The 13163-nt window shown below is 38.1% G+C and carries 11 protein-coding genes; all 11 read right to left on the bottom strand.

Annotated features, from left to right (window positions below; translation table 11 throughout):
* Entirely contained in the window at positions 1–1515 is a 1515-nt protein-coding gene (locus Q0I54_RS01840) for a BCCT family transporter (RefSeq protein ID WP_296115965.1), read from the bottom strand.
* A gap of 20 nt (positions 1516–1535) precedes the next feature.
* Positions 1536–2243 (bottom strand): phosphocholine cytidylyltransferase family protein, encoded by a 708-nt coding sequence (locus tag Q0I54_RS01835; RefSeq protein ID WP_296115964.1) that lies wholly within the window; start codon positions 2241–2243, stop codon positions 1536–1538.
* Positions 2236–3891, bottom strand: coding sequence for an NTP transferase domain-containing protein (locus Q0I54_RS01830; RefSeq protein ID WP_296115963.1), 1656 nt, complete (start codon positions 3889–3891; stop codon positions 2236–2238). Before Q0I54_RS01830 ends, Q0I54_RS01835 begins: the two co-directional genes overlap by 8 nt.
* 4 nt (positions 3892–3895) lie before the next feature.
* The gene (locus Q0I54_RS01825) at positions 3896–4930 is read right to left on the bottom strand and encodes a glycosyltransferase family 2 protein (RefSeq protein WP_296115961.1); all 1035 of its coding nucleotides are present in this window, start codon (positions 4928–4930) and stop codon (positions 3896–3898) included.
* 4 nt (positions 4931–4934) lie between these two features.
* Positions 4935–6410: a flippase gene (locus Q0I54_RS01820; RefSeq protein WP_270367284.1), complete on the bottom strand. Its 1476-nt coding sequence runs from the start codon at positions 6408–6410 to the stop codon at positions 4935–4937.
* Positions 6383–7531 (bottom strand): hypothetical protein, encoded by a 1149-nt coding sequence (locus tag Q0I54_RS01815; RefSeq protein ID WP_296115959.1) that lies wholly within the window; start codon positions 7529–7531, stop codon positions 6383–6385. The genes Q0I54_RS01820 and Q0I54_RS01815 overlap by 28 nt, the downstream gene beginning before the upstream one ends.
* 80 nt (positions 7532–7611) lie before the next feature.
* Positions 7612–8919 carry a hypothetical protein gene (locus tag Q0I54_RS01810; RefSeq protein WP_296115958.1) on the bottom strand — a complete coding sequence of 436 codons (1308 nt, stop codon included), beginning with the start codon at positions 8917–8919 and terminating at the stop codon, positions 7612–7614.
* A gap of 18 nt (positions 8920–8937) precedes the next feature.
* Positions 8938–10119 (bottom strand): acyltransferase, encoded by a 1182-nt coding sequence (locus Q0I54_RS01805; protein ID WP_296115957.1) that lies wholly within the window; start codon positions 10117–10119, stop codon positions 8938–8940.
* On the bottom strand, positions 10116–10904 hold the full coding sequence (locus Q0I54_RS01800) for a GNAT family N-acetyltransferase (RefSeq protein ID WP_296115956.1): 789 nt from the start codon (positions 10902–10904) through the stop codon (positions 10116–10118). The genes Q0I54_RS01805 and Q0I54_RS01800 overlap by 4 nt, the downstream gene beginning before the upstream one ends.
* A gap of 12 nt (positions 10905–10916) precedes the next feature.
* Positions 10917–11771: a phosphorylcholine transferase LicD gene (locus Q0I54_RS01795; protein WP_296115954.1), complete on the bottom strand. Its 855-nt coding sequence runs from the start codon at positions 11769–11771 to the stop codon at positions 10917–10919.
* A gap of 32 nt (positions 11772–11803) precedes the next feature.
* Positions 11804–13141 carry a Gfo/Idh/MocA family oxidoreductase gene (locus Q0I54_RS01790; protein ID WP_296115953.1) on the bottom strand — a complete coding sequence of 446 codons (1338 nt, stop codon included), beginning with the start codon at positions 13139–13141 and terminating at the stop codon, positions 11804–11806.
* Between the last annotated feature and the right edge of the window lie 22 nt (positions 13142–13163).

Below are 13163 nucleotides of genomic sequence, written 5' to 3'. Positions count from 1 at the left end.
CTATTTTGTATCACTTTTGCTGATATACTTTTTTGCATCTTTAAAAAAGCTCCATATCATCAGGATCATGATGATTCCTATTGGAAAAGCCGAAATAATACTGATTGACTGAATATTTCCCATAGAACTTTCTGAAAAAACAAGCGCAATTGGTAACACGATCAACAGAACGCACCATAATAATGTAATTAACGTGTGCGGATGTTCATTTTCTCCAAGTTCTTTATAACTATAGCATGCTGCGGTGTACGCTATAGAATCAAAGGATGTTGCATAAAATGCAATCATACATACAAAAGTAAGAATCAGAATAAATGGTGCACAAGGCATTGTCTGTATAATATTAAGGATCAAATCATACAAATCTCCGTTTGCTTTAAACTGAGCTATAAAATCTTCTCTTCCTGCTACCTGCAATCCCAGAGAATAATTGCCCAGCACGATAAAGCTTACAATGGTTGAGCCAACACCAAAAACGTATCCTCCAAGTATTGTCTGTTTTATCGTTCTTCCCTTTGAAATATTGCCAATAAAAAACGGAGCAGCAACACACCATACCATCCAGTATGCCCAATAATAAATGGTCCAGTCCTGTGGAAAATGATTTGCCCTGACAGGGTCTGTGTAGGTCGCTAATCCAATGAAGTTCTGTACCATTTTTCCAAGAGACTGAATTCCGTTTTCAATAATGAAACGTCCCTGACCGCCAAACACAAGCACAACAACCAGTAATCCAAAAAACAGATAAATACATAATTTTGCCAGAAAGCTGATTCCTTTAAAGCCATGTAACACTGCATAAGTATAGACAGCACATGTGATCAGCAAAATGATAATCGTCACAACCGTTCGGCTGACATGAATATGAAATAACCGCATTGCAATTTCTGCCAGCAGTGGAGTTGCAACGCTGAATGTTGTCGCTGTTCCTGCCAGCAGGGCAAACAGCGCAAACATATCTATTACACGTCCCAGCAGACCATCCGCATGTTTTCCGATAACCGGGCGGCATGCCTCTGAATATCTCTGACGCTTTCGCTTTCTTACATGGAGCATAAAACCAAATGCAACCGCAAGCACCAGATAAAACGCCCATGGAATGAAACTCCAGTGGAACAAAGGAAATACCCCTGCCCATTCATGCACTGGTCCAAGGTCTGCTATATGCGGATTTGTTGCATACATGATCCATTCAGCAAAGGAATAAAATAATATATCCGCTGCCAGTCCACAGGTGAACATCATACTTCCCCATACAAAAAATGAATATTTCGGTTTTTCATCAGGTTCGCCCAGTACGATATTTCCATACTTTGAAAACGCCAGGTAAACAGATATCAATAAAACGCCTAAGCCAATAATCAAATAATAGCTGCCCAGTGTATCTCCAAGGAAAAATCTTATCTGATGTATTACATCATTGGATTCTCTCGGCCATATAAACAAAATCACTGCAATACCAACAATTATAATAAATGGCACTAACGTGACCATCCAGTCTATTTTCTTCTTCATTTCTCCTCCCCTGCATTTCATCATATATCTTTATATGATCCATCTAATGCTATCAGTTCCTCCAGATTATCGATTTCAATTACATCATCTGCGTTCATCGGACAAATACCCAGTTCATACTCGTCCGCATGACAAAACATTACAACATCATCCCAGTAAATCTGTCGGTTATATTTCTCATTAAATTCCAGTTCCAGGTGATGTTTCAGACGCTTTCCATCTGCTTCGTTCCATCTTGATACGGAATACAGCTGCCATCCGCCTTTTCCACCGGTTCTGCTACATGAAGTAACTATCCCTTTTTCCACCGTCATCAGCCATTCCTCTGTCTCGTCATCTGTCCAAACTGCATTGTACCCGGATCTATCAAATTCCGGGGCCAGAATTTTCTCATTGTAAATGATCTGGTCTCCATCCAATATAATGGCATTTTCTATATAATCTCTTGCCACATATAATGATGAAATATTATTACAGGTGTCATAAAATGGATTTTCAATGAGCTTCACGTTTTCATATTCTTTGGGCAATATCTCAAATTGATCTTTCAGATATCCAACCACAATATAAATTTCAGATATTCCATTTTTATGCAGTGCTTCAATTACACTGTCAATCATTCTCTTTCCATTTACTTTTACCAATGGCTTTGGTGTATGCAGCGTTACCGGTCTCATTCGGGTTCCTTTTCCCGCAGCCATAATGATTGCTCTTTCTACTCTATTCATGTTCCTGTATCTCCACTTTTCTTCTCTCAGTCTCTACAATCGTATAATACTCTTTTGCATATCTGTATTGCCGTAGCGAATATTCTCCAAATTCAACACCAAGGCTTCGCTTATATTCACACCAGTTACTCCACAATAAACCACATATCGCTATATATGCATAAATTTTTATACGGATGTTTTCTGCACACCCCTCTGTAAAATAAGCATCGATTGTCTGATCAATATGTGTTCTGTTATACATAGCATAAATACAGAACATCGCAATATCTACATGCGGATCCTGCATTGCTGCATACTCCCAGTCAATCAGCCTGATGTCAGTTTCTTCTGAATTTTTCTCCCAAAACAGGAAATTATCCGGAACAGCGTCAATATGCGTCAGTACTTTCTGCCCGCAATACTGTTCCACATACGATTTCAGCGAAAATACTTTCCTTTTCGTCTCCGCATAATCTTTAAAAGCGGAGGGGCTTCCCTCCCACAACTGTTCAAAAAACTGAATATGTTCAAACAGATCAAATTCGTGATTGACCTTCAGTTTTAATTCATGAAACTCGCGCAATTTTTTCATACACTTTTTCACATCTTCCATCTGCTCTGCATCGCAGTTTCTGACAGAGTTCATATATTCTGTAATTTTATATCCGTTCTCCGGATTCATATAAATTACCCGGTCACATATATGATAATCTGCTATCTTCTGATAAACCTCTGCTTCCTCACGCCTGTTGATCAGTTTATCTGTCCCCTCACCGGGGATTCGCATAATATACTTTTTCTCTTTGCATTCAAATAAAAATGACCGGTTGGTCATTCCCTTTTTCAGAACAGTAATATTCTTTATATCCTTTTGCGACACCCGGAACACTGCTTCAATAATCTGAATCGCATCTGTTTTTAACTGATCACAACCGCTATCCAACTCCCGTAATTGTTCAAATGTATTAATTTCTACTACATCCGCTTCATCTACTACTCTGGCCGGCACGATCATTTTTCTTTTTTCATAAAGCGTTTCTTCCCAGAATGCACTCGTATAACAGGATGTACTGCACATCTCTTTTATCCGCTGTTTTACCAGCTGAGCTTCCTTTCCTGTCAGATAAGAAATACCAATCATACCATTTCCGGCATCTGTCTCTGATATCAGATTCAGTTCCATATTTGGGTTTACTAAGACACAGCTGTCTGGTTTTAAAGAATTATTTACCATGTACCAAGAGTGTAATTCCTGCTTTCGGAACAGGTTATGTTCACACCAGATATCACATGGGACTATATACGTATTTGAAATATATTTTTCTGCACATTTCAGTGAATACAGGTTATTTTTCGTTGTATATTCCGGATTTACGATCAACTCCACCCGATATTCATCAATCAGATATTCATATCTTTCTTTCATAAATCCAACTACGATATATATCTCGTATATTTCCGCTTCATGAAGCTGCCGGATCAACCTTTCGATTAGTGGTTCCCCGTGAATCTCCAGAAGCCCTTTGCTCACTTCTGTATTGATTGGAACCATTCGCATGCCATATCCGGCAGCAAGAATAATTGCATTTTTCGGTGATGCCGCATGAATCTGCTCTTTCGCTTTACCATTCCTTTGCATATTTACATCCACATAGTTCTCTTCCATCAACCTAATCCTCTGTCCGCATTTCTCTTTTTTCATTCTGCTTTGCACGCAGTTCATACACTTTTCCACACAAATAATATTGCTGAAATTTCAAAAGCAATATTGGCATCATACGCGCAGATCTACAGGAAGCTGCCGGTACAGCCTGCAATGCTTTCTGAAATATTTCCTCCCGCAGAAGCTTCTTCAATGCCTTTACCTTTTCTGAAAAAACTACTCTGTTTCCCGCTGAAAATACTTCTCTGACCATCATTATATTCAGATGCATTAAAATATACACCTGATAAGCCTGATATAACTGTTGGTCATTCTCCGGTATCGCATTCTGTGTTGTCTGCAGAGATAACAGATATCCTTCCGTCTTCTTCCCGTCATATGTCCGCATTGCAGAACCTGCATCCGTAGAATAATGATAACAGGATTCCTGTGAAAAAATGATCCTGCCACACTTCATTATATACCGAATCAGAAAATCACTGTCTTCAGCCAGGCTTAATTTTTTATTAAAATCTAATGAAGATTGCTGAATAATACTATGCCGGAACAATTTCCCCCAGACAGCCATGCAGCGTGTCGGGTTCCTAAGCATTCCTGCAAGGCATTCCCGTACCCCGGTTCCTTCATAACCGTCTGCATTTTCTCCAGTTGCAACATTTACGATCGCATTTCCTTTTTCATAACTGAAAATATACAGATCTGCCGCTTTTCCGCTATTTACCGTATCCAATAATTTCTGCAAAGTTCCTGCTGGAAGATAGTCATCTGCATCCAAGAAAAAAATCCATTCTCCATGTGCAGCTTTTACTCCAGCATTTCTTGCATTCGAAACACCTTTTTCAGAACAGATCAGAAAAACATTCTCATACTTTTCAGCCAAAGCTGTTCCAATCTGTTTTGTATGATCGGAAGAACCATTCTCTATAATTATGACTTCAGCCAGGTTGTTATCTTTTGGCTGCTTTTCCTCTTTTACTACACTTTCCACACATCTTTTCAGAAACTTTTCTGAATTATGTGCCGGTATAATAAAAGAAATCACAATGTTATTCTCCATCTTTCTCTGCCTTTCCACGTTTCACTTTCCCATGCAATACATCCTGTAATACCTCAAGGAATAACGGTTCCCGCATAATCAAAAGTAATACCGCATATACTGCTCCAAAAACACATACCGATATTACCAGGGCTATAAAATTTGATAAATTCAGTGCTTTTACTCCATAACAGGCAACTCCTGCTACCGCGGTAGATACACATGCTTTTACCCATTGTACTTCTGAAAACAAATCCCTGATCCAGTCACGCAATACAATGAGCTGAACAATCAGAACAACAGTCTCTGCGATCAGTGTTCCAAGCGCAGCACCAGCTGCCGACATTGTTGGAATAAAAATCATATTTGCAACAAAATCTGCAATTCCTCCGGCAAGTACAGAATAAAATACCATTTTTTCTTTTCCGATCGGCACCATGATCTGTAATCCTAAAACATTTGTCAGGCCGATCAGAAGTACTGTCGGCATAATGATCTGCATTGGTATAATAGAATTTTCATATGTTTTGGAGGCCAGCAGAAAGATAGACTCCCGGGAATACAAAATAAAATATACCGTTACCGGCAACGCAAGCAGTACCACAAAATGTAACGCTTTTCTGCTCACCCGTTTGAATTCCTCTTTCATTCCACGCTCAATATAATAAGAAACCCTTGGCAACAATACAGTACTCAAAGCTGTAACAAAACTTACCAGTAATCCTTTAATTTTTATGGATGTTCCATAATAGCCTGCCTGCGTTTCATTTTTCAGGAAACCAAGCATAACGTTATCCAGATTCGTATAAATTGTCGTTGCTGCTGCCATTGCAAAGAAAATCATTACTTCTTTGAAATGGTGTTTTAAATCATAATGCCCTACCGGTCGCAGATTAACATACTTTCTCAGATTAATAAAATTCAGGAAATTAGATCCAACCGTAGCCACAATGCTGATTGCTCCATAGATAACGTAATCTCCCTGATGTCTGACAAACAGGAACATCAGCACCAGACCGATTGCTTTAAAGATAATCGACCGCACTGTAATATAAGTATACTGCTCCAAACCTTTATACAGCCATTCCACACCAATTACATTAAAAATAATTGTAGAACTCATGATCCAGTATAAAGCAGCATCATTGTGCATCTTCGGCACTTGCCATACTGCCACAAAATAAGCAGCATACACAAAAACAGAAATAAGGAGATTCAGCAATAGAATCTCCTGTACTGTTTTGGTCAGCTTCTCTCTGTCATCTCTTACCTGTGCACATGCACGAATACCATAAGTTGGCACGCCAAGCATCGCTACCATAGAAAAATACTGAGCAATCGAAGTAGCCACGTTTACCTTACCAACACCTTCTACCGAAAGCACACGCGTAATATACGGCAATGTGATCAACGGAAAAATGAATGTCGATGCCGTAAGAATCATATTCATTATAAAATTTACTTTAACAGATTTAATCTTGACCATTTATTATTATTACTCCTACAGTCTCTTTGTTCCAATTGCGGTGCCGCTGCAAATAATGCCAGTGCAAACGGATTGTACGTTAATTCTATGATATGATGCGCGATCATACAATTAATGGATATCAGAATGATAACTGCTATAAAATATGGATCATTTTGATACTTTTTGCAGCACATCATGTATACCGCCAATGTGATCAGTAAAAAAAACACTCCATATCGCAGAAAAATATACAGGTACGAACAGTCTATAAAGAAATATTGGGAAGCCGATATCTTTGTAGTCCCACCATTTCCAACCATTTTTATCGACTGTCCAAATAACGTCATTCCATATTTCATCAATCCCTTATGCCCCAATTTCAATCTAGCTGACATAAAACTGTCTAATGCCAGGAAAATAGAATTTCCAGAACTATAAAAATAGGATGCGACAAACATAAATCCTGCTGCAATTGGCATGCTGTAAGGTAAAGCCTTCTTTTCTTTTCCTGTACTGAAAATATTTCTACCGTTTGCAACATATCCCTGGCTGATGCAATAAAAACAGATCAGCATAAGAAACAGACAGCCCATATCCAGACGTGTATTGCAAAAACAGTAAACCAATACTCCCACAACCGCTCCAAGAATAAAATGCCATGTCTTCAGCTTGTCCTTCAGCAAATAAAACGCAGACATCGTGATCATAAAAATATGTGATGCAAAATCCGTTGTATAAATTGCACCAAATGAATTTCTGACCCGTTTTCCATCACCTCTGGTATACTGCAGATTTTCTATCACCTGCAACATGGATGCGCAAAAAGCTAAAAGCACAATGCTGATCGTAACGATCAGATATACCTTCAGTATTTTCTTAAATGAAACATTTTTTGCACTCATCACAAAAAGTACCCAAAAGAATACTTCCATATATCCGGAATTAACATATACCAGAATAGCTTCCAGTATTAACAATACAAATATAAAAAATGTTCTTCTCGAAAATTCATCAAAGCGAAACACTTTTATAATCAGCAATAAACATGCCACTGCTTTGCAAAGTGTATATGCACTCCCCGGAAGCTGAAACATGGTTGTCGAAAATGTCTCACTGATCAGAAAAACAAAAAATGCCAACAGGTACAATTGTTCTCCTGCACTCGGGTTACTTATTCCGGACAACATTTTCCGTTTTGTTTTACTTAATATTTTCATAATTATTCAACTACAACACATCCTAAAACAGAAACATTAAATTTTTTGCAAATTTCCAAATAAGCTTTGATCTGTGTGTATGTGGTTTTTCCGACTTCAACAAATAAAATACAGTTTCCAATTTCGACGAATTGCTTCATCATCTCAGAATCATTCTCAATATTGCTTCCGACTTCTACACCAAGTGATTTCTTTTCCATTGCAGCCTGATATTCCTGCGCAGCTTTCTGTACAATTTCCGCATCACTCAGCATTCCCAAAAATACCTGTTCAACAGAATGTTCTTTTCTGATCAGATCAAAATCTATCATTTCGCGTTCCAGTGCCGGATAATACCCCTCTTTTGCGGAATAATTACCAAGAACAGTAATTCCGGCCGCCTTTATATTTTCTGTTCCTTTTAATTTATCACTTAACACATATAAAAGCGCTAATAGAGCACAACTGATCACCAGTCCGGCAATGATTCCCAGAGCGGCATATTGAACCAGCACTTTTTTTGCACTTGGTGCATCCATGCTGTCTGGTTTATAGTCCTTTATATAACCTTTCTCTGATATCTGCTGTGATAACTGATCTTTTTGCAGATCAGACAGGCTGTCTTTATAGTTTTTCAGTGAAGTAAGATAACTGTTTTGTGCTGACTGTACCTCTGGTATTGCCTTGGCAGATACATTACTTGAAATAACAGAAAATGAAAAATCACCGTTTTCTTTTAATGTAGAAGCTGCATATTTCTGAATCTGCTCATCAATTACCTTACTGATTTTTGCTGCCTGATCAGCATCATAATGCATAACAGTCAAAGTAAAAATATTTCCGGTTGAATTGCTGCCAACCACTTCCGGCAAATATTCTACCGGCACATCCGGCAATTTTTCTTCTACCGCAGCTTTCCATTCACCATTTTTCACATATGCAGTTAACTCGTTTATAATATCTGTAACTTTTTCACTTACACCAGATGAAGAAACCTGTGTGTTGTCTGTACCATTCACGGTAATACGGTACTGCACAGAAGCCACGTTTACATTTAATGCATCAAGCTTCATATAGATAGATGAATCACAATATTTCTGCAAAGCATCAATCTGATCCTGCGTGGTTGAAATATTTGCTTCAATATTCTTCATAACCTCCGCATACTTATCAAGGCCACTCTTATAATCTTCAATCTTCTGTACTTCAGATGCGGATGATGCAGATTTCGCTTTCTTTACACCCAGACCGGCTCCTGCAACAAAGCAGAGCAGCACAAATATGATTATGATTATTTTATGCTTCCAGATAGAGTCCCACATTTTTTTCATAGATACTGATTCCATTTCTTAACCCTTTCTTTCTATGTTATCCCAGGTATTTTCAAGATATTTATGTTCCAGTTTTATCAGTCTATCTTTCACTTTCAATTTTTTAAATATATATTCCCTGATCATATCAATAAAAGAACATATAAAATATACCGATACAACAATTGCCAGAAATGCCAGCAGCATCAGCACCACATTATAATTTAATAGTCCCTTTAACCGATCCTGCAATATATACGCTTTCACCAATGGATGGAAATGTATCAGATATACACTGAATGAGACCGGTGCAAATAGTTTTATGAACTTCTTCCATTTTTCAGTTACATTCAGCTTTGAAAAAAGTATAACCAGTGCAATTCCGGCCAATAGTATGGTCGGTGATGTGTAACTCACCAGAAATGTTGTCTGATTCGTATCTCCACTCACACCAAAACGATGATGTTCAATCACAAATTTTCCTAACCAGGTTACCGCTATGCATACGATATAAATAAAACCAAGGTGTCGTTTTGATTTTTTCTTCCATCCCTGGTATTTTCCAAGATAACCGCCAATAATATACAAAACGATCATCCAGATTGGACTGTATCCCTCTTTCGTAACAAAAATATCCCGTCTGAATAATTCCGGCAATACAGAATACAGTACAATCCCCAACATAACAACCAGTTTCAATTGTTTTCTTGATGCATGCGATATAAAAAAATTAAGTACCGGGATCAGGAGAAACAATCCTGTATACGCTGTAAAATACCAGTATTGTTCTCTCGATGTCGGGAAGATCGCACTTGTCCACTCATACCGTCCCACTACAGAAGGTGCAGCAAATTTGAAAACAACTGTAATCAGAACGGAATAAAATAATACTCTCAGCCACAGGAGTACCCAGTTTGAATACCGGTATTTTCCATGTATTCCCACATATCCGGAAATTAATGCATAGCAGTTTACCGCACAGTAAGCAGCGATTTCAATCAGCCACACCACTTCATATTTTCCGGATAAAAAAGGGGCATAATCCAGGATTCCACCTCTTCCAAGCATATGAAGACATACAACCATAAACATGGAAACAATCCGTAAAAAATCGATTCCCCAGTTATATTCTTTCTGTTTTGTGGCAACACTTTCCCTGCTATTGGATTTTATCATCCTGCTTTTTTCCATCAGATTTGGCACCAGTATTCCTCCTGTCATTTACGTTCCAGCTTCGCACATTTATAAACCTGTGTCCAGCCAAGATGTCTATACCAGTCCATTACATTTTGTTCATAACAATATAATACCGGAACTTTCTGCTCCTTTATCACCTGTGCCGTCAGGCTTTGCAGTACACGCTTTCCGTATCCCTGTCCCCGTGCTGCCGGAGTTGTTACCAGTCCGCCTAACACTGCAATACCTTCCACATCTGCATATGTTCCCATATGTGCAACAATCGTTCCATTTTCTTTTAAAACAAAATTCTGACAATGCCAGTTTTGCATTCTGTCTTGCAGCTGTTCTTCCAGCAGTGCCACAGAATAATGTCCACCGATTCCTTCATCTGCACAAATAAGTGATGCGATTTCATAGCACTCATCTGAATTTGCCTTACAGACTTCTGAATCCGCTTTTGCCGCTCCCTGTCCGGCTTTCATAATAATGCCTTCCGTTTTTTTCCATTCCGGCAGCAGACAGGAAATTTTTCGTATCAGTTCTACTGATCCTGACAACATTTGACTGTCATTTTTTTCAATCAAAAAACATATTTCTCTTATATTTTCATCGCTTGGATCTGATATTTCAAAAATCTGCAGACTGTTATAATATTTATATACAATTACCGTATCCATCGCATGATCAGAAATAATCCATGTCTGAATATCCTGATTTTCAAATCCGTATGTGCTTGTATCAATATACAGGTACACATTTTGAAATATATCTTTTTTAATTATACCTTTCAGATATTCTATATCTTCCACGCAGCATTTTCTTATCAATGTTCTTCTCCTTTATCCAAAAAAGTAACTTGAAACCGGTGCATGTGGATCTCTTTTATCTTCTGGCGGCAATTTCATATAATCATTATAAATATATTTTAAAATTGTGTCATAATCTCTGGTACCCATCAGTTTCTTTCCTTCAAATTCATATTCCTGCAAATCTAAGAACCATTCCTTTGGCATACCATATCTTGTCTTTAAACTGTTCTCTCTTTTCCGGTACAGCTTTCCTGTCGCCGGGAATAATAGGGTACGAACCCGGTTTGTACTGCTGTTTCTGCTTTTTTGGGCAATTTTTTCCACACGTTTAAACACCCATGACGGTGATATATGAGATACAATCTTATAATACAATCTGTGAATTCCGTCCTCTGAAGTACTATATTTTCCAACTTCAGACCACAGAATTTTTCGCAGACAGAAACAGTAAAAATCATTCAGCATCTGACCGATGGTTGAATGCGGAATGTCATCCATAGGGAAAACATCAATAAAAACACCGGTTTTACATTTTAAATGCTCCTGACCTACGCGCACATAAGTTGTGCCTGTTCTTCTTAACTTTCCATAACCCCAGCGATATTCCGGATCCGTATCATGATCCTGAAAATAACAGATTTCTGAATTTAACTTGTCTGTTACTTTTTTAAATTTATCATAATCTTCCCGCAGCATTGCAACATCTGCGTCGTCATCCCACGGAATGTATCCTTTATGTCGGACAGCTCCCAGAAGTGTTCCGCCAAAAATCGTATAATTAATATTATTTTCGCGGCAGACACGGTCTAACTCAACTAACATATCAAGCTGAAGCAGCTGCATCTGTCTGAACTCTTCCGGTGATAATTCTTTTATCTCTCCCATTGTACTCAATCCTCTTTATTCATTTTCTGTTTTTATACAGTAATTGTGTGCAGATCCTTTTTTTCATTCCATTCTTCAATTACAGAACAAATCTTTTCTGACAGTTCCTGTGATATATAGGAATTCGACTGCTTACTTTCAATTGATCTGATAAAGGCAACAATCTGGTATCTGATTCCTTCTCCATCCAACTGATAAAAATAGCGTTTGTTTTCTTCCTGATTTTCATAACGGATTTCAAAATAATCTGTCTTCCACCACGGTGCCGGAACATAAATATATCCTTTTGTACCAGCGATGATCAGATTTCCCTCAGCTTTTACACCTTTGCCAACTTTTACAGAAGCCACTGCATTTTTAAAGTTAAAATTAATTTTTGTAAACAGATCAAAGTTATCATTTCCCGGCATAAAATAAGAACTTGCTTCTTTTTTTTCATAATCAGTTCCAAGCAGTTGAAATACCGGAAGCAGCGCTGTTGGTCCCCATGCACAAATGCTGTTCCTACGTTCGTAGGTACTGGTCTGCGTTTCCATTTCTTTTGTACTTGTACAGGTAGCATCTACTGAAACAATATTTCCAATTTTTCCCGATTTAGCCAGCAGCAGTAATCTATGGTAAGCAGTTGCATACGCTGTTTTGATTGCATCCATGAGAATCAGATCATTCTTTTCTGCAATTTCAAAAAGTTCCTGACACTCAGATTTTTTCAATGCGATCGGGGATTCACATAATACATGTTTTCCTCTCAGAAGCGCTTTCTTTATCTGTTCATAGTGTTTGGATGGATGTGAGACAATAAAAACTGCATCTACGATTTCCAGCAATTTATCATAATCATTTGTAAATACAATATCATTATCTCTCTGTTTTAAAGAAACATCTTCTGTATAAGCCGCTGCAACTTCCACGCCATTGGCAAATGCAGCTTCCTGCCGATATTTTTCAAAAATTCCTGTATCTCCGACAAGTCCCATTTTTACAAGCCGCTTCTGAGAACGTAACTCTGTACTTGAAACACCCTGCGTTCTGTCCAGATATACCACCTTACAGTACTCATTTAAATAATCAAATTTCCCCTTCCAGTCTGAACCAACTGTAAAAATATCGACATTATAACGCAAAATATCATCGATTTTCTGCCCTTCATATTCTTCGATGATAATTTCATCTGCAAGTCCTGTCTTTTTTACCGCCAGTACACGTTCCATCAAAGACTGTTGCACATTTATCTTTCCTCTGGTTTTATCAAAATCATCTGCCGTCACACCAACGATCAGATAATCTCCCAGTGCCTTCGCACGCTCCAGCAATCGGATATGTCCATAATGAAGCAGATCATATGTTCCATATGTTATTACCTTTGTCATCTTTTAATTACCTTTCTCTCCC

This window comes from uncultured Eubacterium sp. (assembly GCF_934295145.1).
Classification (GTDB): domain Bacteria; phylum Bacillota; class Clostridia; order Lachnospirales; family Lachnospiraceae; genus Eubacterium_I.
This window is presented reverse-complemented; position numbering and strand designations above follow the sequence as displayed.